This window comes from Geotalea uraniireducens Rf4, assembly GCF_000016745.1.
Classification (GTDB): domain Bacteria; phylum Desulfobacterota; class Desulfuromonadia; order Geobacterales; family Geobacteraceae; genus Geotalea; species Geotalea uraniireducens.
The window spans coordinates 1,699,020-1,722,629 of record NC_009483.1 but is presented as its reverse complement, the minus strand read 5'-3'; the positions used below and the strand labels follow the sequence as shown (position 1 = coordinate 1,722,629).

The 23,610-nt window shown below is 50.5% G+C and carries 16 protein-coding genes and 1 tRNA gene; all 17 read right to left on the bottom strand.

The window, feature by feature from the left end; all coding sequences use genetic code 11:
• Positions 1-314 precede the first annotated feature (314 nt).
• A complete protein-coding gene (locus tag GURA_RS07530) occupies positions 315-716 on the bottom strand; it encodes a type II toxin-antitoxin system PemK/MazF family toxin (protein WP_011938393.1) in 402 nt (133 codons plus the stop codon).
• Positions 710-967: an AbrB/MazE/SpoVT family DNA-binding domain-containing protein gene (locus GURA_RS07525; protein ID WP_011938392.1), complete on the bottom strand. Its 258-nt coding sequence runs from the start codon at positions 965-967 to the stop codon at positions 710-712. The genes GURA_RS07530 and GURA_RS07525 overlap by 7 nt, the downstream gene beginning before the upstream one ends.
• A gap of 70 nt (positions 968-1,037) precedes the next feature.
• Positions 1,038-1,169: a type I restriction-modification enzyme R subunit C-terminal domain-containing protein gene (locus GURA_RS25305; RefSeq protein WP_083764810.1), complete on the bottom strand. Its 132-nt coding sequence runs from the start codon at positions 1,167-1,169 to the stop codon at positions 1,038-1,040.
• Positions 1,170-1,475: 306 nt separating this feature from the next.
• Entirely contained in the window at positions 1,476-2,801 is a 1,326-nt protein-coding gene (locus GURA_RS07520) for a type II toxin-antitoxin system HipA family toxin (RefSeq protein WP_011938391.1), read from the bottom strand.
• Positions 2,802-3,053 carry a helix-turn-helix domain-containing protein gene (locus tag GURA_RS07515; protein WP_041245339.1) on the bottom strand — a complete coding sequence of 84 codons (252 nt, stop codon included), beginning with the start codon at positions 3,051-3,053 and terminating at the stop codon, positions 2,802-2,804.
• A 576-nt stretch (positions 3,054-3,629) separates the two neighbouring features.
• Positions 3,630-9,323: an RCC1 domain-containing protein gene (locus GURA_RS22715; RefSeq protein ID WP_049818895.1), complete on the bottom strand. Its 5,694-nt coding sequence runs from the start codon at positions 9,321-9,323 to the stop codon at positions 3,630-3,632.
• A 111-nt stretch (positions 9,324-9,434) separates the two neighbouring features.
• The gene (locus tag GURA_RS07500; RefSeq protein ID WP_011938388.1) at positions 9,435-10,586 is read right to left on the bottom strand and encodes an Ig-like domain-containing protein; all 1,152 of its coding nucleotides are present in this window, start codon (positions 10,584-10,586) and stop codon (positions 9,435-9,437) included.
• Positions 10,587-10,685: 99 nt separating this feature from the next.
• Positions 10,686-11,789 (bottom strand): hypothetical protein, encoded by a 1,104-nt coding sequence (locus GURA_RS07495; protein ID WP_011938387.1) that lies wholly within the window; start codon positions 11,787-11,789, stop codon positions 10,686-10,688.
• A 300-nt stretch (positions 11,790-12,089) separates the two neighbouring features.
• On the bottom strand, positions 12,090-12,371 hold the full coding sequence (locus tag GURA_RS25500) for an SCO4225 family membrane protein (RefSeq protein ID WP_041245338.1): 282 nt from the start codon (positions 12,369-12,371) through the stop codon (positions 12,090-12,092).
• Positions 12,372-12,397: 26 nt separating this feature from the next.
• Positions 12,398-16,195: a phospholipase A2 gene (locus GURA_RS07485; protein WP_041245337.1), complete on the bottom strand. Its 3,798-nt coding sequence runs from the start codon at positions 16,193-16,195 to the stop codon at positions 12,398-12,400.
• A gap of 1,015 nt (positions 16,196-17,210) precedes the next feature.
• Positions 17,211-17,453: a hypothetical protein gene (locus GURA_RS24610; RefSeq protein WP_198134538.1), complete on the bottom strand. Its 243-nt coding sequence runs from the start codon at positions 17,451-17,453 to the stop codon at positions 17,211-17,213.
• A gap of 604 nt (positions 17,454-18,057) precedes the next feature.
• Positions 18,058-19,392: a group II intron reverse transcriptase/maturase gene (gene ltrA / locus GURA_RS07480; protein WP_232278915.1), complete on the bottom strand. Its 1,335-nt coding sequence runs from the start codon at positions 19,390-19,392 to the stop codon at positions 18,058-18,060.
• Positions 19,393-20,415: 1,023 nt separating this feature from the next.
• The gene (locus GURA_RS07475; RefSeq protein ID WP_041245336.1) at positions 20,416-20,877 is read right to left on the bottom strand and encodes a GNAT family N-acetyltransferase; all 462 of its coding nucleotides are present in this window, start codon (positions 20,875-20,877) and stop codon (positions 20,416-20,418) included.
• Positions 20,867-21,040 (bottom strand): hypothetical protein, encoded by a 174-nt coding sequence (locus GURA_RS24200; RefSeq protein WP_157046152.1) that lies wholly within the window; start codon positions 21,038-21,040, stop codon positions 20,867-20,869. The genes GURA_RS07475 and GURA_RS24200 overlap by 11 nt, the downstream gene beginning before the upstream one ends.
• 324 nt (positions 21,041-21,364) lie before the next feature.
• A tRNA-Leu gene (locus GURA_RS07470) sits at positions 21,365-21,451 on the bottom strand.
• A gap of 35 nt (positions 21,452-21,486) precedes the next feature.
• Positions 21,487-21,768 (bottom strand): integration host factor subunit beta, encoded by a 282-nt coding sequence (locus GURA_RS07465; protein ID WP_011938383.1) that lies wholly within the window; start codon positions 21,766-21,768, stop codon positions 21,487-21,489.
• Between the two features lie 64 nt (positions 21,769-21,832).
• The gene (locus tag GURA_RS07460; protein ID WP_011938382.1) at positions 21,833-23,587 is read right to left on the bottom strand and encodes a 30S ribosomal protein S1; all 1,755 of its coding nucleotides are present in this window, start codon (positions 23,585-23,587) and stop codon (positions 21,833-21,835) included.
• Between the last annotated feature and the right edge of the window lie 23 nt (positions 23,588-23,610).

The window sequence follows — 23,610 nt, the reverse complement described above, 5'->3', positions numbered from 1 at the left end:
TAACCACCAGTAAAATGAACATATTCATTGCACGCGATTCCTAATACTAAATGATGCTATATTATTAAAAAAGCCGCCAAGCAACATCTCTCTGCCATGGCGGCTCTCATTCACCTCTTCAAATGTCCAGACTCCCGTGTTCATAGCACTCCATTTACATAACAAACAGCTTAGGTTTTTTACACTTTTCCTCCACTCATGTCAACGACTGCGGCCAGCAATAAGAAACGGATGCGAGGCAACGAGCAGTTCATCACTCAGACAGTCGCATCTACGCCACCAACTCCTCGCTCATCAGATACATCCCAACCAATCTACAGCGCAAGCTGCACAATCTGATTCAGCCGGGCGCAGCACTCGGCAAAATGGCTGTCCGCCAGACGCTTGAGCGGATGGGGCGCTGCCTTGCGGCTTCGCCAGTCAAAGGATTTGGGCTGGTGACACAGCACATAACTGGTCTTTTCCGACTTTTTACCCCGTGGACTTCCCACAGCCACGGCAAATGGATTGTCGGCGTTGTATTCCGCCGTTGTCATGGGGAGGCCGATTACCAAAGAAGTGCGCTCATTGAAAGCGCGTGGCGACAGCACCAGAAAAGGATGCAGGTCTCGCATTTCATTTCCGGCCTGTGGGTTGCAATTAATCCAGATGATATCTTGACGCTCGGGCACCCAGGGCCGCTTCCCAGCTGCAACCAGTTTTACCGGTGCTACCATTTTTCAGCCCCCTGCGGCTCGGCGGCCATCGCTTCGCCACCATGCCTGGACGGATCAAACAGGGCCAATCGCTGTTCAAGGGTCAGCGCTGCATCGTCAACAGGGGTGATGATCACCCGCCCCTCTTCTACAGCAATCCGAACCTTTTGATCGACATGGAGATGGGCTGCACGCGCTACATTCACCGGCAGCCGCACCCCCAGATTATTGCCCCACTGTTTTATACCAAGAACTGCTTCTACGTGAGCCATGGCTTAACTCCTTTCACTATGTCTAAACAGAGTTTAAACATAAAAGATGCTCCCGTCAAATCAATTCTATTCACGCCACCAATTCCTCATTCATTTCTTCCATCACCGAATCCAGCTCCGCCCCAAACAGCCCCCACGCTTTCTGCAACCCGCCCTTATCGGCAAACTCCGCAGTCGAAATCGTTCTAGTACCATGTAACACTTATTTTTGCGGATAACCCCTCTAAATCTCCCCTTATCTAAGGGGAGACTTCAAGGCTTCCCCCCTTAGGTAAGGGGGGACTGAGGGGGGTTAGATTCAGATGTTACAGTGTACTAGGCCCATTATTTACTTGGTGCCGGTCCATAATCGAACCGGTACGTCGTTGCGAACAAGGGGGTTTCTGTCCGAATCCCTCTTTAAGGAGGATAAGATCCCATAAATGTTCCACTCCCTACGCAAGGTGAATTTGGCAATTCTGGTAGTTCGTTGCGATGGCGGCGTTTGAATTTTTGTGGTGGCTATCGGTCATGCAGTTCGTGAACGCACCAAACGATCCCGAGCGTTACGCATCCCATCAAAAATAGCCTCGCTTACCCCTTCGGGGAAGGATTGCGGCAACTGCCCTGAAACCGCAGCAATGACATCGTCCATCCGCTCCAGAAGTTCAGTTATAATGATCGCCATTTCTTCTGCAGAAAATCTGCACCGCACTGCCGTGGAGAGCCAATGCCGGTAACTGATTCTCGTCCACTGGTAATGGCTGGTTTTCCCTTTGACGGCCATGGCCATTTTCAGGCTTTGCAACTCAAGTTGACGTTTTGCTACAGGCGGGTATGCCGACATGATGTCATACGCCGGGGTGAGCCGATAACTGCCTCCCGGCAACAGGAAGATACTGAAATTCTTTGCATGGCCGTCTATTGCCGCCAATAGCCAGAACAGCACCTGCAGCGTCATGAACATCTTCCGGTCGCGCAAACCTTCAGCCGAACCGAGAAGAAGATTCATGATTCTTTCGCTACCCGGCCCACCGTCACTTTCGTACTTCAATGCCGGCGGCACACCCAGCGCCTGGCACATGTCTTCCTGTGGCAGCCGTATCAGCCACGACCGGTCCTCAGCCCAGCGCCGGTCGAAACGTTCCACCACGAGAACCTTAACCCCATCGAACGTCCTGATCTCCGCATTTGCCACGGGCAGACCGTAGCCTTTCAAAATCAGATGGCAAAGCCATTCGTTTTCGACGCTGTCGGTCAAGTCCATACCGCTGTGAGCAATTGTGCCGATGGGCAGTTTGAAAATATGACTGGTAGGGGTAACGCCCAACGGGCGGCACCACCTGCCATCCAGCAACAGCAGGGCGGTCTTTTCCTGCGCCCCGGCGATGGAAATGCGGAAATCGCTCTCTCTCCCCATTCCTAATGGCATGGTTTGATAGTTACGGAGCGTATCGGCAATCTCAGCGTCACTCAAGGGTACCGACTCGACCTTGTGCACATCGAGTGGTCCTGCATTTTCAGGGATGAGTTGCAGGGCGCCAACGCAATCCCTTCCCGCATGCCACAACAGGTCAAAGCAACGGTTTGACCGGGCTGCAAACCTGGCTTGAATGCGATTTCTGATCGATTGACTATCTGGCAGGAGGTTGTCGAAATAATTCTCCACAACCTCCCCGGCGTAAGGCTCCTGGGTCATGGGCATGGAAAGGGACAAAGGGCGGCCAAGTTCCCAACTCAACCACTCTTCGCAATAGGAAAACTGGAGCTTCCCGCTGGAAGTCCGAGTCAGACGGCCAACCGTTCGGCCATTCATGAAAACATGCAGGTCAGATGATAGACGAGTTCGTGACATCTACCAAACGTCTCCTCTTGTGTCGTTAGCCAATTGTTGCCGTGATTGAATTTTCAGTTCCAGATCGAGCGCTGCCAACAGTCGGAAGAGAGTCGCCAATTCCGTCCCGGGATTCCCCTTTTCAACCCTCGATATTGTTGGCTGGTCAATACCGACCGATTTGCCGACGTCGGTCTGGCTCAGCCCTTTCTTCTTGCGCTCTTTACGCAATGCAGCTCCGAGACTCTCGGGAGAAAGGATTTTCTGCGTCATATCGTGGCTCCTGAAAAAGGACAAATATAGCTCATAAACGATATTACCATCATATAGCCCATAAGCAATAAATTGTAAATATATTTTATGAGCTATAAAAAAACCCCGGCCAAGTCGGTCGAGGTTTAAGGAATCAGTACAGCATTAACATATTGTTTATCCCTAAGCCGGCGAAGCCGGAACCAAACAGGAAAAACCAAAAGACATTTTCACACGGATAAAATCTGATTTTGACGGATTATCACGGATAAGACTTAAATAAAAAATCTTGCTAAAAAAATCCGTGTAAATCCGTTAAATCCGTGTGCTATTGCAGTTCAGTTTTGCTCACATATTGTAACGACTCAAGTCGTAAGAGACTGATATGGTTGGGAGGCTCGAATTTACACGAATAACGCCGAAACGCAGACCAGAAACTCTCAGAGGATGATAACATACCACGAGCGCAGAATCTCCGTCAATTTTTGCATCAGCAACGCCTGAGACAAAAAAGGACCCGGCGCTCGTCAGCCAGGTCCTTGATTGTTTTTTATGGTCCGCCCGTCAAAGCTTACAAAAAATATAAGAGGCGCAAAATCAAGGTAGAGCATTTACAACAAAGTCTACCAGAATTACTCCATTGCTCAGAGAAACACTATTTTCTGTAACATCCGTATACCCCAAATCTTCTGTTAATGCATCAATAAACCAATCACCTGCAAAACCATCAAGAGTATAAGATCCGTCATAAGCTGTCTTGCAAGTAATGACTATTGATGAATCTGCATTTCGAAGCTTTACCACTACACCGGGAATTGGGGTGCTGTTTGAGTCTTTCACAAAACCTTTCACATGCGTCGTTACAGGATAAGCTGTTAAGTCAGCAAGCTCTCCATAAGCTGGATTTGCTGGAATGGTTGGAATCACGGTTCCCACATATGAAGGCTGGGTTAGAAGGCCGTTCGGAGTTAGGGTCCAGTTGCCATAATATGCAACGTTTATATTGAAGACGCCGTTAGCATCTGTGACCCCATACGATATGGGCTCAGCAAAATCATAATCTAATAATTTGGCTTTCACCATCATACCAGGTATGCCCATATCCATTTGATCTGCCACTCTACCAACAATTAAGCTAGACGTTGGAATTGGATAAATATCAGTATTCAGTTGATCTTGATAAAGAGGCAATGAATACTCTTTTGAGTACAGCGGTTTACCGGAAACAAGGTACCCGTGGCTGGGCAAATTCGGTACAGTGATATCGGTTGCCATAGGGAATTCATATACCCCTGCAGGAAGGAGAAGTTCATAAGAACCATCAGAGGCGGTGATCGTTGCGCCTGTATGATCCGGACTCTTTGCTTCGAGCCAGATTCCACCAATTCCGTTACCATCTGCGCCAATTACCCGACCTGATAAATGGAAGTCTCCTGGTGTTAATACGATATTATGAATAGTGACATCCTGGCTTGTAGCAAGGGGAGTTAATATGGTCGCATTGTTTATTGCATATCCATTCTTAACGGCAACAATACAATAGGTTCCTCTGACTTTTAAGGTGTACCCACCGGTTGAATCTGTTATTGCACATGCACGTGGCCGAAACGACTTGTCGAATACCCGTATTATGGCGCCTGGAATCGGATTTGTACCATCGGTCACGGTACCGGAAATGGTTGTTGCCTGACTTGTAGGGGTCACGGTGAAGGGCACTGATGCAGTTATCACATTTGACGCCCTGAAAATATAGTTACCTGGTGCATGATAGAGATCATTTACAAGGAAATAATCGAAGGATGTCGTTATAGAGCCATTGGCAGTGTAGTCTTCGTCCCACTGTACGCTGTTGTATGCGCCATCGGTTACCCGGAATGAGCGAACCACATAGTCACCGGCATCAATAACGCCGTTATTATTAGCATCGACAAATTGCTCGACGAGTACTTCTCCTCCTACGGGAGATATGCCACTGATGGTTATGCCAACGGTCCCTTTGTAGTCTGCGGCGATTGCAGCAGGTGAAAGGGTGATCTCAATTTTCCTGGAATAAATAATGATGGTAGTCGAATTGCGACTATTGCCTGCCGCATCTGTTGCCCTGACATGAAAGTAGTTGCGTCCGGCAAGATTTGAGATTGTGCATTCCCAGGTAGTGGTGGTCGGATAGGTTACCGTGCCGATTGTAGCAGCGGTGTTTGTGGTCACAGTCACCAGAGCGCCCGCCTCCACGGTGCCGCCTATGGTCTGGCTCGCAACTGATGTCGGTGTGGTTACCGGGTTTAGTGTGAGCGCTGGCGGGACGGTGTCAATCACAAAGGTGCTGGTAGCGGCAGCAGGGTTTCCCGCCACGTCTGTTGCCTCGATGCTGACCGTGTGGCTGCCGTCGGCGAGCGGCCCAAGGGTGTCGCCGGAAACTTTGGCGATGACCGCGCCGTCGAGCTTGACCACCGACGTCCCTTCATTGAGGGTATAGCTCAGGAGCGGCGTGCTGGTCCTGCTGTAATCGACCGGGGATGCGATAGTGACAACCGGCGATAATGTATCTATCGAGAAGGAAACGCTGGCTTCACCGCTCCCGGCCCCGTTTACCGCCCTAACCTTCAACGTATGCAGACCGTCGGCAAGTGCCGGCAGCTGTTGACCTGATGATAATGTTACGGGAATCCCGTCCAGCTCAACTGTTACTGTGCCGTTACTTGCGGAGTAGATTACCGTTGGGGGCGAATTATAAAAGTTGCCATCGACCGGCATGCCAATGGACACAACCGGGGGAACGGCATCCAGTTCAATAGTACCGCTGAACGGCAGTGACCAGTTGCCGGCGCTGTCCTTAAACCGGGCGTAGACTATCTTCGTCCCGTTGCCGGCAGGAAGTTCCCACGTTTTGCTTGCTGCGTAGGGTTCGGGATTAGTCCAATTGATTCCGTCATTGCTGAACTGCATCTCGGCAACGCCGTTCCGATCAACGGCCACATAATTCAGGACAACCGAGGTGGAAGCGGTTGACGAGGCCCCTTGATTTATTAACAATCCTTTACCGCTTGGCACCAGTATCGGGATTGGTATAACTATATCTTCGTTGGTACCGCTCCCAAGCTCTCCATCTCCATTATATCCCCACCCCCAGAGGACTCCGCCTGACTTGATGACAACAGTGCTGTCTTCTTTGAGGGTAGCCACTGACAGAACGTTATTGATACCAGAGTTTTCTGGTAACAACTTACGCTCATAAGTACCGTCGCCAAGCTGACTAGAGTAGTTTGCTCCCCAGGTCCATAGGGAACCGTCCGTTTTCGTGGCGACCACATGCCCCCAACCAGCATACACCTGAGTCCAGTCAGTGTCACTGCCGACCCTAGCCGGCAGAGCCCTATTGAGCCTTGAGCCATCACCTAATTGGCCATTACTATTTCTCCCCCATGCCCAGAGAGTGCCGTCAGTTTTAATGGCCATGGTAAATCCGGCACCGGCGGAGATTGACTTCCAGTCGGTATCGATGGCGATCCTGACGGGAGACTCCTTGTCTATATTCGTGCCGTCACCCACTTGACCATAATTGTTTTGCCCCCAAGCCCAGAGCGAACCATCCGATTTTAGGGCTACGGTATGATCCGTATCGCTCGCCGCTATGGCAACCCAGTCGGCATCGGCGTTGATCTGGACAGGCTCCCATTTATCGGTTTTACTGCCGTCACCCAGTCCTCCATAACCGTTATACCCCCAACCCCACAAGGTACCGTTCTTTTTCAGGGCAAGGGTATAGTAACTTCCTGCGGCTAAAGCTGACCAGTCATTATCAAATCCAATTCTCACTGGCGTTAGCTTGCCGTCGGTAGTGCCGTCACCCAATTCACCATCACCGTTATAGCCCCATGCCCAGAGGCCGCCATCCTTTTTCAAAGCTACAGTATGTTCTTCGCCGACAACTGCGTCTGCCCAATCGGTACCCATACCAATATGAACCGGTGACAATTTGTCCTCGGTAGTGCCGTCCCCAAGTTCGCCATTCCAGTTTGCCCCCCAGGTCCATAGACTTCCATCCTTTTGTATGACAACGGTATGGTAGCCTGAAGCGGCTTTCACCGTTGGTGTGACAAGAATCGGTGGAGTCGTATCGACTACAAAAGTCACATCAGCATATCCTGCAACGCCACTCGCATTGGTCGCTTCCACGCTCACCGTGTGTCTGCCATCGGTCAATGCATCTAGAAGATCACCGGAAGTCTTGCTGACCGTTATCCCGTCTACCTTGACTAAAACTGTTCCATAGCTCACTTCATAGGCAAGCTGCGGCCTTACGTTATTGGAAAGCGAATTGTTCGCTGGCGAACTTATAGATACTGATGGAGGCGGGAAGTCAACGGTAAATGCAGCCTCGGCACTATTCTTGTTACCTGAGACATCAGTAGCTTCCACACTTACGGTATGAGGACCATTAGCAAGTAAACCTAGCGTATTACCGGCAACCAACGACGTCCTGACGCCGTCAATTTTCATTACCTCATACCCGTCACTTACCGTATAGCTAAGTACCTGTGCGGGATTGTTGATAACACTGCCGGCTGCGGGCGAAATAATGGAAATATCCGGTGGAGTGGCGTCGATGATGAACGACACTTCAGCAAAGCCGGAATTGCCCGCCTCATCTAAAGATTCGACTCGTACCGTATGCGAGCCATCGGTCAAATTATCAAGAACATCCCCATAAAATTTCTGAGCCTGTTGGCCGTCGATTATTACAGTTACCGCGCCATTGGTTGCTGTATAGGTTAACAAAGGTGCTTTATAGGTAAGTCCGTTAACCGGTGATGTGATCGTAACGATTGGCCCGTAAGTATAGTTAATCGTAGCGCCGAACGCGTCAGACCAGTTGCCGGCATTATCCTTAAATTTCACATAAACCGTCTTAGGCCCGTAATCGCCGCTCAATGTCCAGTCTTTCACATATGCAAACGGTTCCGGGGTTGACCAATTGCTGCCATCCTCGCTGAACTGCATCTCGGCGACACCGCTTTTGTCAGTAACATTGAATCGGAGTTTCACGTTCGGGAAATTTGTTGCATCAGCTCCATCATTAATCGAAACAGCGGCTATTTGCTGTTTTGCAGGGATCATGATTGCTTCGTTTGTTTCTCCGTTTGAATTGGGTCCCCATATCCACAAAGTTCCGTCTGCTTTTACTGCCAGGGAGTTGTAGCCACCAGTCGAAATTAAACTCCACAGGCTATCTTTCCCTATTTGAATTGGGAACAACCTGTTTTCCTGGGTCCCGTCACCCACTTGACCATAAATATTATTCCCCCAAGCCCACATGGTTCCATCCGTCTTCAGTGCGATCGTGTGTTCATCACCGGCGGCCACGGAGCGCCAATCGTTGGCGATGTCTATCCGTGTCGGAATATTTTGGGAATCGTTAGTGCCGGTCCCCAATTGGCCCGACCAGTTCCCACCCCACCCCCACAGGGAACCGTCTGACTTTATGGCAACGGTATGCGACATGCCCGCCGAGATGGCAATCCAATTGGTGTCACCACCAACTTGAACAGGAATGTTGCTGCCGTCATAGGTACCATCCCCCAATTGCCCGCTTGAGTTGTCTCCCCAGGCCCATAACGTGCCGTCTGATTTGATAGCAACTGAATGGGTGTAGCCTGCCGCAATGGCAACCCAGCGTGATTCACTGTCGATCTGGAGCGGCGTGTCACTCTGGTCTGAGGCCATCTCCAGTTGTCCAGACCAGCCACTGCCCCAGGCCCATAAAGAACCGTCTGTTTTCAGTGCAAGTGAGTGATATGCACCAGCGGCAATGGCTACCCAATCCGCACTGGCTCCTATCTGCTGTGGTGTCGACGTGCCAATGCCGATTTTTGGATCTCCCAATTGTCCTGATGAATTGTCTCCCCATGCCCAAAGTGTGCCATCCGACCTTAAGGCAATCGAATGCCGTTCACCCGCAGCAACAACAGTCCAGTTCGTGTCGGTTCCTATCTGCATCGGGTAATTTCTGTTGTTATATGTGCCATCACCCAGTTGGCCGGACCAGTTAGCTCCCCAAGTCCAGAGAGTACCATCGTTTTTTACTTCTGCGGTATGGTAGGATGCTGATATTCTCGAAGTTCCGGAATTCTCCGGTCCCGGAGGCGTGGCATCGACGGCGAATTTGACCTCGCGGTAAGCCATATTGCCCACGTCATCGGCAGCCTCTACCCGCAAAACGTGCGGGCCGTCAACAAGCGGATCGAGAAACCCTCCTGATGAAGTAGTAATGACCTTACCGTCAAGCTTCACTACCGTCGTACCATCACTTATAGTATAGCTAAGGAGCGGGGTCCTGTTATTGGTAAGTCCTGTCACTGGTGAGGTAATAGTGACTGTCGGCGGTGTTCCGTCAATTGTGAACTAAGAATCTGCGAAACCAACATTGCCCGCCAAGTCTCGGGCTTCCACACGGAGCATATGGCCACCGGTAGGCAATGGATCGAGATGGTCACCTGAAACCTTATGTACCATTTCCCCGTCCACAGTTACCGTCACGGTTCCATCACTCACCGTGTAATTGACAACAGGAAACTTGTTAACAACTCCCACAGGTGAGAGAATCTGCACGGTGGGAGGAATGGTATCGATAAAGACCGGGACGGTACTGGTCACCGGGTTACCATTGGCATCAGTTGCCGAGACAGAGATATTGTTGGTCCCTTCTGTAAGTCCGCTGGCGGTAAATCTCCAAGTGGTGGAAGTCGGATAAATCACAGGTCCTATGGTCGCTGAAGTATCAACGGAAACAGTTATTGCCGCTCCGTTGATGAAGCCGCGCGTAGTACCGCTGATGGTCTGAATGGTAACGTTGATGGGGGATATGACAGGGGCGACAATCACGGCGGGATCGGTTGTTTCAGTAACCTGGAAGGAACGGCCCGTCAGGGTAAATGCGCTGCCATAAGCGGAAGAATTGGAGATGAAGTTTGCGCCGTTACTATTGGAAATTCCAGAACCAAAATCGTCTCCATTTGTAGTACTGAAGGACTTGTAGTCCATCCTGATCGAGCCATCGGGGAAGAGAACAACCTCGAAAGTATTTGGCCGATGAAAGCCTTCTTCGGTGTACGTCTCCGTCTGCCACTCAATTACTACCCGCTCGGGGTTGGTCTTGTGCTGGACAAAGACGCCGCCGTAGTAGTAAGAGGAGAGATCGTTATTCCAGGCTGCGATGACGGCGCCTCGGCCGGTATTAGTGAGGTTGAAGGAGTGGGCGGAGCCGGTGGCGCCGAACCAGACGTTACCGTTGGTGTCTACATTGATCTGACTGTAGGGTTGTCCGTAGAAATTGAATGACCAGGGGAGGTTATAGCTGAGGTTCGACTCGTCGCCGTAGGTGTAATCGTAATCGGCAGTCGGTGACTTGGTCCGGCTGGCGTCCGTGCCTTCCCAGGTGGAGGTGACTTCCGAGAGGTTATAGAAGCCGTCCGTTGAGGCAAAAGCTGTCTTCAAAGAGAAGAACATCGCCGCCAAAAGAAGGAAAATCGTCAACATAAGCCCGGTCTTTTTCATATGCCCACTCCTTGGAACCACACCAGGTAATCGCAACATTGAAACTCATCGCCACTTGATACGGCGAAAAATCAAAGCGTGTTCAACGGCAAATTGAAATCATTGCCCCTTACGCGGATAGCCAACCATGCCGTTCCGTATATTTGTTTCCAACGTCGTCTGTGCCCAAACATTGCCGCGCTCAGCCAACAGCTTCAAATAATGGTATTCCATCGAATCGTTCCAACCGATTTTCTTCAGCCCGGCCATTTCCCGACACTTATCATATTTGACTTCTTTCCATGCCTTATAGTAAGGGGTCTCTCCGATCTTCTCGATAAGTGGTCGAGCTGTCGTCATATCGCCCGCCTGGCACGCCAGAGCAGCCCGCATATTAAGCACCCAAGGCGAACCTTGCGGCAACTGCTCCAGAGAATGCTTCATCCGCTCCCAGGTAACCTTTCCTTCGTCAAAGCTTTTCCAGTTCTTGGGCATCATACCGTAACCCAATCGGGCGTAAACGCCTTCGTTTTTTGGCGCAATGTCATCAAACCGTTTGAGCTGGCGCACCCATTCACCCGTCTCACCATACCATTCGTCGGCATAGTAGTTGATCGCAGCTGCGTAGTAGCCGTGATAGCCCGGCTCAAAGGCGAGTGCATCCTTGAAACGCAACTCGAACTCTTCCCGTGAAACACCATCTGCGGTTGCCATTTGCAGCTTAAGGTCATAATAATGGGGACATGACCGAACCACTTCCTTGTTGCTCAGAATTTTCCGCGTCTGATCCATCCTCTCCTTCAACTTGGAGGCGCCACCCGGCTTGACCTGAAAATTGGTCCCCCGCGCGTACCACCCGTACCCCTTCCATGCGGCTGCTAGAGCCAGCTTTGGTGTCGGCGAGTTGGGATAGTTAACTTCCCACAGTTCGATATGCTTTATGAGATCAAGCCACTCCTGGTCGGTTTTGAATCCCGGTTCATCGATTCCTTTGTAGAATGCATGTAATTTCCAGGCACCATCAGGAAAACGTTCCTTTTTGTCGCGAAACCGATTTGCCATGTCTTCAAGTTTTTTGTAGTCCTTTATCTGAATAAACGATACGACCTCTTTCCCCAGTGCCTCACGGGCGATGCGTCCGTCAGGTTCAATTGCAGAACAGAGAACGGTTTGTGACAAGTAAAAGACTGTAACGAGAATAGCTAGGTTAATGATCCTGCTCATGTTATCTCCCTATTTTTCTTTTCTTATCTTGGATGCTCCTGTTTTCTGCCGTATTAAAGAAATGATTGCTAATAGATACATTGGGGCACTTATCTTAAGGGCAAATCTAAGCACATGTTCTCCGTGCAGGCCCTCAATAATTCCCATGAGAAATAAATGAATCATCCTTCCATGGGATCATAGTATCTCGCCCGGTAGTAATACAGCCCGGTCTCCCTGTCCCACTCCCTTCCGGTAGATGTGTAGCTGGTTTCTGCATAAGCTTCTTTGAAAGGCAAGAAACAAGGCAATAGCTGTAACTCAATCCTTTTTTGTCCAAATCAACTTTATAAAAATATTTAGGAGCAAGGAATTGAGGAATGTAAATATAACGAAAACGCAACTATTTAATAATAATCCTTTTATAGCAATCCCAGACCGATATAATATTTCCGTAAGCGCGAAGCTCCAAGGAAAGGTCAACAAAACAATGAAAATGGAGGAAAATTTATTGGGCTGATCAACAATAAAGAATATCAATGATGCAAAACATAAAGTCAAATAAACAGCGATAATCAATATATTTGCTTTGAATGGTTTCATTTTAAGTCCTATACGAGTTTAGAAAACTACTGGCAACATTTTCTGGCATTATCGAAGTCTTTGTCACCTCCCCTAGATACTGCAACATAGTAAACATATGCAGCCCCTACACACGTAGTATAGGCTTTACCTTGCAACCCCTTACAGGTGTTCAGCATATTATTTAGAAAATCCCGATCACACTGAGATTTAGTTTTGCCTTGTCGCTTACCTGAACATCCATAACAATCATCATGTCTTTGGCATGGACCTGAAAAATCACAAAATCCCCAAGGACTATCAGGAACCCACTGATGGCTATCATTCCCACATGGGCCGGGATAAAGCCCCGATGGATCAGTATCATTAACTACGTTATTGGAAACGTAAGCGTAGATGTTGATTCCACCTTTAAATCCTACGGGGTCCTTGCTGATGAAGCGTCCTTCCATCGGATCATAGTACCGAGCGCGGTAGAAGTAGAGCCCCGTCTCCTTATCCCACTCCCTTCCCGTGTAGGTGTAGCTGTTGGCAAAGACGGTGGATGGCTTCACCATCCCGAAGGAGTCGTACTCGTAGCTTTGCACCACATTCCTGTTCGCGTCGGTGATGCTCACGATACTCCCGAGGCCGTCGGCGTGGTAGTAATAGAACTGGCCGCCGTGCTCCAATGCCAAATGCTCGTCGATGCCGGCTCCGTGGGTGTAGAAGGTTTTCGTCACCGCGCCGGTCTCGTCCGTGTAGACCTCCAGCGCGATGTTGTCGTTGTCGTAGACGTAGCTCGAACTGCTCGTCTTCGTTACGCCATCCTTCACGACGGTCATCTGCTTGACGATCCGCCGCCCGAAGGGGTCGTAGCTGAAGCTCACCGTCCGCTTCTCCGCTCCCTTCACCTTCTCCACCTTCACCAGCCGGTTCTCGTTGTCCCACGTCTGAGTCCAGCTTTTGTCAAACGCTCCGGGAACGGCCCGGTTGGTCTGGTTGCCGTTGTTGTCGTAGCCGTAGGCGAGCTTCCGCCCCTGGGTCATCTGGTTGCCGGCATTGTGAAGATAGCCGGTATCCTTCGCTCCCGGTCCCGTCTGTCGGTTCCCCACGGCATCGTAGGTGAAGGTCTCCGGTTTGGGAGAGGCGGCGTTCAACAACCGGTAGACGACATCGTACAGATAATTCTCCGCCTCGGTCGTCGCCTTGCTCGTCCGGTTCCCCACGTTATCCAGGGCATAGCTGAACGCCGCAATGGTAGAGCCGCCAGCCGTATGGCTAAGGCTCGTCAGCCGTCCCGCATCATCATAGGTGTAGGCTGCGGTCACCTGATTTGGGTAGCCGAGGCTCGTCCTTCTCCCAAGCGCATCATAACCGTAAGTAAAGGTACCGGCCGGAGCGATGATGTCGGTCAGGCGGTTGCCGTCGTCGTATGCATAGGTGGTGATGCGTTCGTCGGCTGTCCCCGGCTGGAATTTCATCTTCGTCCGATTGCCAAGGAGGTCGTATTCATAGGCAAGCGTGTAGCCGCGGGAATCGGTGACGCTCGTCGCCCGCCCAGCAGCGTCGTAGGCGTAAATGTATGTAACATTGCTGTTCGCCGCGGTCTGGACGTGTCCAGCGGTGTCGTAGGTGTAGCTCAGGCTGCTTCCGTCAGGGTAGGTCTTGCCGGTCAGCCGCCGCAGGGGATCGTAACCGTAAGCAACGGCCGCGCCATTGGCGTCGGTCTTCAGGTTCATCCTCCCCGCCGGGTCGTACATGTAGGCGGTCACCTTCTGCAGGGGGTCGGTTTCGCTCGCGAGGTGCCCGAGAAGGTCATACTGCCAGCTCGTCGTCTGCCCCTTGGCGTCGGTCAGCGCCGTTAGTTTGTCCACCCCGCCGCCGCAGCTCGTGCAGCCGGTGGCGCCGTAGGTGTAAGTGGTGGTGCTCCCCTGCGCATCCTTCGCCTCTATTACCTGCCCGCGGTAGTTGTACTTGTACGTTGTCGTGTTACCATTGGCGTCGGTAACGGAGGTCCGGTTCCCAATTTTGTCGTAGTCGTAGGTGGTGACGTGCCCGAGCGGGTCGGTGACGGTGGCAAGCCGGTTCATCCCGTCGTAGGTGAACGTGGTCACCTTGCCGGTAGTGTCGGTACTGGTCGCCATGCTGCCGTTAGCATCATGGGTGTAAGTCGTCGTCGCGCCGGTCTGGTCGGTGGTGGAAGTAAGCATGCCGCTTGCGTCATAGACAAAGGTGGTCGCCTTCCCTTTGGCGTCGGTGATTTTCGTCACGTTCCCTTTAGGGTCATACTCATAGGTCGTGGTCGCCCTTGCCGGGTCGGTGACTGTGAGGAGGTTGCCGTTAGCGTCATAGGTGTTGGTCGTCGTTCCCGCAGGCCCGGAGACGGTCAGCACTTGGCCTCGGCTGTTGTAGGTGTAGCTCGTGGTATTGCTGAGCGGGTCTGTGAGGGAGGTCATATAGTCGTTCGCATCGTAGCTATACGTGGTTGTTCCGATTACCGGCTCGGTCTTTGTGAGCATTTTCTTGCGGCTGTCGTAGGTAAAGCTGGTGGTATTCCCCAACGGGTCAGTCTTGCTCGTCAGTGTCCCGGCGGAGGTGTCATAGGTGTACTGCCACTCCCCTCCGTCCTTCTCCTTGAAGGTCGTGGTCTTCGCAGTATCGGAACCGGGGACGGACGCCGCATAGTCGAGGTCGCGGCTCCGCCCCTCAGGATCAGTCCCGCTAATGACCCGGTGGGTGTCGTCGTATACGTATGTGACCACATTACCGCCTGGGTCAGCCTTGGTGAGAAGGAAGCCGGCTGGGTCATACGTATAGCTCCACTGACCGCTGTCGGGATTGGTGACGGTAATGAGATTGCCGCCGTCATAGCCGAAAGTATAAGCGTTCCCCTTCGGGTCGGTGACTGACAAGAGCTTGTTGGTCCCGTCGTAAGCAAATGTGACAGTTCGCCCTGCGCCATCGGTAACGCCGCTCAGGTTGCCGCCGTCATAGGCAAAGGTCATTGCGGTGCCGTTTTTGTCAAGACGGGAAAGAATCCTTCCCCACTGGTCAAAGTTATGGTTGAGGCCGTCTTTCTCAGTAATGACAAAGGTGCCGTCGGTATTCTTCACCAGGGTTGAATAGTCGCCTGGCGGTGACACATAGGTATCCCCTGAGCGTGTGTAGAGACGCGACAACTGGCCGTCCTTGAACAGTATCGCCCCGTTTCCCTGGTCCTGGAGGGCGATCTCGTAGTTGTGGCTCCAGCCGGTGCCGAGCGTCCCGGTCATGGGATTGATGCTGTTGTAGTAAAGGATGGAGAATATGGTGCTCTTGTTGTACGGATCGGTCACGGTGACGGAGTCGGCGGTATAGGCAAAGCCATAGGTCTTGCCGCTCGGCTCGACGGTGGCGCTGATTTTCCCATTCTGGTTAAAATTGTTGACCGTTCCGTCGACATCGGTGAGGACATAGCTACCGTCGACGTTCTTCACCAGTGTCGAGGTGTCGCCGGACGGCGGCTGGTAGCCTGTATCAGAGAAGGTGTAGACCAGAGTCTGGTCCCACTCCCGGTAGAGAATCGAGCCGTCGTCTCTAACATGAAGGGCCTTCTGGAAATGATGGATTATATCCGTGTCGATAGGACCGGTTCGGGGGGCGAGGCTGTTGTAGGCAAGTGAAATACTTGTTGAAAGGCTCCCTCCCTTGAGGGAGAAAAGGTCCTGACTGTGGGAGAGCCAACCGGTTGTAACGTTAACCCTGGATTGAAAGTCATGATCCAGGTTACATTGCTCAGGCCCCTTTTTCACTTCAACCTGGGTTGTAGCGGAATCTGAGCATTTACCATCCGTAGTCATAGCAGTAAGGGTAGCTGTATACATCCCGTCAGCTACAATGTTTCCTGTGGAATCTTTCCCATCCCACACTACTGAAGGATTTCCGCTGCCGTTTACAGTTTTTCCGCCGACGCTCAATATCCAGGTGTAACTCTTAGAAGATGAGATACTACCATAAAATATTGTCGTTTCGCCTGCATTCGGATCTATTGTAGCCTTTGTGGTAGAGAGATTGTCGATTTTGATATCACAAAATATGGGGATTGCGCTAATAGAGTCTACTTCAATAGCACCATAGCTATAGGGTACAGATGATGTCATAGTGATTCTGTCGCCACATTTACCATCAAATGGAATTTCCCAAGTTAAACTACCACTTGATGTTGTTGGACTTATACCATTTATTAAAAATAAGCTACCAGGAACCATATTACTGTCCCACGCAGCGTTATGACCGCTTATTATAATCTTATCAAACTGCATATCACCATCACAACTAAGGAGCAAATCGAAAGAACTACTTGCCTCGTTAGTTTCAAAACCACATGGACCGGATGATCTCTCGCACGGATAAATAGAACGGTCACAATTATATTCTTTTGCAAAATAACCTGCCATCAAAGTCATTTGGAAGTTTTCTTCATTATAATTTGTGCAACCACCAGAAGACTCAGAGGATTTGGGTTCTGTACATGATACACATCCATCATCTGTGAACGTAATCGCGCCAGAGCTATTAATAAATGTACATCTGCTAAAATTTCCACCACTGACAGATACATCTATTTTTTTATCATATTCACCTGTATATTCAGTAAACCAAATTAAGGATCCTATATTACAACTACCCACATATTCACTACCATGAGAAGCCGGATCTGGAACTGCATTTGAAGTGGTTTTTTGATAGTAATGTGCATTACCACCGAATATTTTGACATTAGTCAGATATGTGTTACCAAAAGCATTCTCATTAAAAAGAAGGAAATGAATAATCAGTATTGCAAGGCATAAAAAGTAATATTTGATTAACTTATTAAAAAAAATCATACAACATCTCCTAACATTCGCACGTATTTGCGATACATTTTGACAATAACCGCATGTTTTTATGCCCTGCAATAAAAGACAATGATTGCCCGATGAAGAACGGAGCAGCATCATTTATTTTAGCAACCAGAGAGCCTGAAGAAAGACCATGTGCCAGATACAGCTCATGACCTGGGGCGCCACTACCATCAGGACCAGCGCAGCCTTGGGTATAATAGACAGCACAAGGAGTACCTGATGCGGTAATACTCACTTGATCTCCTGCCGATAGAGTAACTCCTGAGTTCTGCCATTTCGATTGCCCCCAACGTTCATCTCTATGATATCCAACAAAAAAAGGGAAAGCCTCACCGGTAACAAGGTGCTGCTTCCCCTTACGTCAATTCAAACCGCCCCCAAAGCATAACTTAATTAAAATAAAAACAATGGGAGATTTTTTAATACATTGTTCTAAAGTTGTCAAGCCTTTTTGCTGTCAATATGCAAAATAGTGGAAATCGATTGTTCGAACAAATCAGGTAAGAAAAAAAGGGGCGGATGCGGTTACTGCCCGGCTGAATCCGCACTCCGTCGGGATCGGGAGCGGTTTTTTCGTTACAGTTCCATGGCAGGAATTTCCACAAAAGTGGTAATAAACCCAAAAACGGCAATTAGCCAGTAGAGTAGGAAGCAGGTTACTACATCATTAGGTTTGGCTTGTCCGTTTCCGCCCCTTTCGTTTGGCGGTGCCTAAGTAGCCTTACCATAGTTGCCTTAACCAGCTCCCCCTCGTCAAACCGTACGTGCGGATTTCCCGCATACGGCTTACCTATCAGCCTCTTGCTGCACGGCATTATTGAGGAGTTGTGGCTTTGCTGTTACAGGTAAACCAGACCATATCGCTTAAGTCCGGCATACAGGCTTTCACCTGCCCTGAAGGGTTTGCTCCGCCTTTGGCTCCGATTGTTCAGAAATATTCGAAAGCGAGTCCTCGTGTAATGATTCACGTCTCGAAATACTTTCCGGGGATACCCGTAGTCGAAGTAGTTGCCCCATCCGCGAAGGATGCTGTTTACCTCGGCAATTGCTTCGACAAGCGGCTTTTTGTATCCGCTTCGGGTCTTCTCCCGGATTTTTCCCTTGAGTGCTCCTATGGCCTTCTTACTCGGCATGATGTTGAGATAATCCCAATCTCTGCCCCGCAGGTCACGGTCATAGCGGAGGGTGAATCCCAGAAAGTTCAGGCTCTCTTTCTTGTTCATTCTGACAATACCGGTTTTGTCACGGTTGATGCTGAGTCCAAGGTCTGTTTCGAGTTTCTCTTCCAGCCATCCGGTTATGCGATTGCCCATGTGTCTGGCCATTACTACGAAGTCGTCGGCAAACCGTACCATGCGCGCTCTGGCGAAGTGGTAGGGGCTGTCTGCTTCTTCGTGAAAGGCCCGGTCGAGCCGGTGAAGGTAGATGTTGGCAAGAAGGGGAGATATTACCCCGCCTTGTGGCGTCCCTTGTTTGGGACGGCTGATGCTGCCGTCTTCTTCTACTACCGGACTGTGAAGCCATTGCCGGATCAGTTTGAGGACACTCCGGTCGGCTATGCGCCGCTCAAGTTCTACTATCAGGTGCTCGTGGGGGATGCTGTCAAAGTAGCTCGAAAGATCCGCGTCATACACTTCCTGCCGTCCGAGTTGGAGGTTATTACCGACTTGGTCGAGGGCTCCATGGGGACGCCTTTTGGGACGAAATCCATGGGAGCAGTCGAGAAAGTCCACCTCAAATATCGGTTCGAGGATAAGGAGTACGGCTGCCTGTACAATTCTGTCCCGCACGCACGGTATGCCGAGCGGGCGCAGTTTGCCGTTGGGCTTGGTGATGTAGACGCGACGCACCGGGGATGGTTTGTAGTTTTTGGTTCTCAGGCTTTCTTGAATTTCGTCAAGATAGCCGGATATTCCGTCTGCCCGCACCTCGATGGATTCAATGCTGACACCATCGACTCCCGGCGCGCCCTTGTTCGCCTTTACTCGCAACCACGCCGTTTCAAGTACATCACGACGATGGATTCGGTCGTAAAGGGCATAGAACCGGAACTGCGGTTCTCGTTTGGCCTTGCTGCTCAGTTTCCACCGCAGAAGGGAGACTTTTACCGGCAGTCCGGGTTCAGGTTCGAATCCTTCGGCCATCCATTCCGTTATGGAGCGTCTGTCGCTCAAGCGGGTCTCCTCTCTTTCCGTGTAAACATGACTGAAGTACGGCCCCTTGGCTCCACGGGCATTACCCCGCTTCCCGGCTACTATGGGCCGCTCCGAATTCCGACCGTACACGCTTGGCGGGTTATTGATTCCCCGTCGGCGTTCTCCCTTCGGCGAAACCCTTTCGCTTTGGGAATTACGTCGGACCTCCCAGGTTCCTCGGCTGATCTTTCGACACGCGCCCTCCCCAATCACCCCGGACAGTCCCACCGGTTCTTTCGCTCGTTTATCACCGGTGGGTGACAGGCTTCACCACATTCGGAAGGTTGGCCACTGTCAACTACGTGTAACGAGGCCGAAACGGGTTCGCTTGCGCTGGGCTCGCGTCTTCGTCGTCAGGGTAGTTATCGTACCCTTCGCTCTTTTCTTACAAAGAACCGGTCTTACTCCCCACGTTTGGTTACCCTCTCGTGACAGACCGCGACTACATGGTGAACGAGCAATTTACATGTCTGACACTTTTCAGTCAGATAGATCAGCCAGGCTTGGCCTGGCGTACCGAATGACACGAATAAACACGAATATTATTAACCATTTGTTAAGTCTTGAGGGAGTCACCGATCTGGTGAGTGTCTTCTGCATCACAAGAGCTTATAGATTCGTGCAAATTCGTGGCTAAAATGCTTTTTATAGGATCAATAAAGGAAAAGGCGCAAACTAGCAACGCAAGCTGCCGGCTGTTTCTGATGCGTAAAGGCGGTTTTCAAAAGGATAAAGGGTCGCTTCACCCTGCAAATCCTTGTTTCAACTTCTCCACCTTTAGCTTTGTTCAGTTTTTATGAACATTGCATTTTTGTGAACATTAAAAGTGGAATTGATGCCGATGGTGATGCTGGAGCATATTGCTATAGGTTGCTTAGCAGCTTCCGATTGAGTAAGGCAGTCGAAGGAGTAATCGAATCGTTCTTGCCATCACTTTTCACGGTCTTTTTCATGCAACCGCCTCAGTTCTCAGAATCTCGGATGTTCCGGCCAACATGCCGATTAAATCCGCAGATACATCCACTCTGTCTTATCAAGACTTTTAAATCCCCATTTTTCGTAGAAAGGTATGAGATTGTCGTGGGCCGGAGCCAAAGCAACGTAGCGGATCGGCACTTTACCGTCAATCTCGGTTGCTGTCTTGATTGCAAAGTCAACCAGGTATTCGGAGATTTTTGTATCCCCGAGTTCCTGAAACTTCAAGCCACGATAAGGTTTTGACGTAAACAGATAATCAATCACAATGCAGGGTTGATCCTGGAGGCGGGAGACCGACAGCGCCAGAAAACCATGGGGAACATTGGCAGCGCCCGCAAGAAGGTGTATTCGCGCTTGATGACTTTGGGCAAGCTTTGCTACTTGCCGAACGTATTGACGTTCGTTGTCGTCGGTGTAATCGAATTTTTTCAGGAAAGTTCCGGGGTGCAAAAAGCCCTTGGAGGGGTTGACCAGTTTAAAGTCCAACTTCGGCACCGTCAACGACCGGTAATTTCACCGCTGAGGCCGCCCTTTTAAGTGCCTTCCTGGAAGGCCTGGCGGATGCCAACATCTGCTTGGCCTCCGGGCTAAGCTTCTTGGGTGGAGTGGCGCCTACAACATACTTTTTCTGTTTTGTCCCTGAAGGCATGGCAAGCTCCTTGTCTATCGATTGCATTAAATATACGTAAAAATGATCTGGCTGGCAAGGAGAAACAGAGGAAGATTAAATAGTTTCCATCCGGAAACATCGGATGAGAAACTATTGGTTTCTGATTCGGAAAGCGGGGATATTTTGTCCTGGCAAGGAAATCGAGGGGTTGCGCGGAGGCGTACATCGGTACGCCGCACAAGCAAGCCTGAAGATTGACACAGCCAGGGCGAAAAAGCACCCTTTCCGGACAGAAACTAAATAGCAAAAGGGCTATGCAGTTACACATAGCCCTTCTCTATTTCTACAATAATACGTTATACGTGGTGCCCGGGACCGGAATCGAACCGGTACGTCCTTGCGAACGAGGGATTTTAAGTCCCTTGCGTCTACCAATTCCGCCACCCGGGCGCTTAATGCAGCGACTTTAAACGGCGTCGCCGCAGTTAGAGATTGTTCACCCTTTCTCGCAGTTCCTTGCCGGTCTTGAAGAACGGTGTTTTCTTCGAAGCGATCTTGACGATCTCGCCGCTTTTGGGGTTCCTGGCTTCGCGAGCTTCGCGGTCTCTGATGGTAAAACTGCCGAAACCGCGTATTTCCACCTTTTCCCCGCTTTTCAGCGCTTCACACATGGAATCGAAGACAATGGAGATTATCGCCTCGGATTCTTTGCGGCTCAGTATGCCGTTTACTTCTACAAGTTTGTCCACCAGCTCACTTTTAGTCATCAAACACCTCTTGCTGCAATCAAATTATCATTATATATAGCTCGCCAGCAATTGCTATTGGCTACTACTCATCCCCGTTTTTCTTTAATCCCTCTTTCAGCAGTGCCCCAAGGTTTGATGTGGCTTCGCCCTGTGATCCCATGTAAGAGGCCAGCTCGGCTTTATCAATGGCAGTCTGTAAGGACTTGATGGATAGGGCTATTTTTTTCTCGACCGTATCCACGTTGAGCACCACGGCATCGAGTTCATCGCCAACCGCAGCGAAGTCCTTGGTTGAGGCCAGTTTTTCCTGGGAAAGCTCGGAAATATGAACAAGTCCCTCGATACCTTCTTCAATCTCCATGAACACGCCGAAATCCGTAATGGATGTCACCTTCCCCTTAATGCGCGTACCGGGTTTGAATTTGCTCGGGATTTCATCCCACGGGTCGGGAGTAAGTTGTTTGATGCCGAGGGAAAGCCTCTCGTTATCAGCGTCAATATTGAGGACCACGGCCTGTACTGTCTGGCCTTTGCTGTAGAGTTCACCGGGATGCTTGATCCGCTTGGTCCAGGATATGTCGGAAACGTGTACGAGACCGTCTATACCATCCTCAATACCGATGAACACACCAAAATCGGTTATGTTTTTGATCTGACCTTCTATCTTTGTCCCGACCGGATACCTTTCACCAATGACTGTCCAGGGATTCACCTCGGTCTGCTTCAGCCCGAGCGAAATACGACGGTTGGAGGTGTCTACGCCGAGGATCAAGGCTTCAACATTGTCACCGACAGTGAGCAGTTCGGAAGGATGACGCACCCTCTTGGTCCAGGACATTTCGGAAATGTGTACAAGACCCTCGACACCCTCTTCAAGTGCGATGAATGCGCCGTAATCGGTGAGGCTCACAACCCTGCCCTGCACCCTTTCGCCGATCTGATATTTTGTTTCAACGTTCAGCCATGGATCTGCCATGGTCTGCTTGAGACCAAGGGATATTTTCCCTTTCTCGCGGTCGTACTTGAGCACTTTAACCTTGATTGTGTCACCGACCTTTACCGCCTCGGACGGATGATTCAACCTCCCCCAGGACATGTCAGTGACATGAAGAAGTCCATCGACCCCGCCAAGATCTACGAATGCGCCGTAGTCGGCGATGTTCTTGACAATCCCATCGACCACATCCCCTTCGGACAGGGTGGCCAGCGTAGTAGTCCTTGCCTTGTCACGCTCTTCTTCGAGAAGCACCCTGCGGGAGAGGACGATGTTGCCCCGTTTCCTGTTCATTTTCAGGACTTTGAACTTGCAGGTTTCACCGATGAATCTGTCCAGGTTGCCGCCAGGTCTGATGTCCACCTGTGAAGCGGGAAGGAAGGCTTCGATACCGACATCGACGATCAATCCACCTTTCACCTTGCCGGTTATCTTTCCTTCGATGACTCCGCCTTCACCACCGGCTGCGGCTATGGCTTCCCACGCCACCTGCGAGTCGGCCTTTTTCTTGGAAAGAACCATGTGCCCGCGGATGTTTTCGCCGCGCTCAAAGAATACATTGACTTCATCGCCGATCTTGACCGTAAGTTCGCCAGTTTCATCTATAAATTCGTTGATGCGGATACACCCTTCCGACTTGTATCCCACATCCACCAGAACGCAATCCGCTTCGATCTGCACTACCACACCTTTTACAATTTCGCCGGACTGGGGCTGACGCAGGCTGTCCTGATAAAGCTCGGCAAACTCTCCCCGCTCCTCCTGCTCCATCTCCTCATCCGTATCATGCAATCGCCTGATCGGCATGTCTTTTTTCTTGAATGTTTTCTTGTCGTCTCCCATTAAAACATTACCCCCTGAAATAT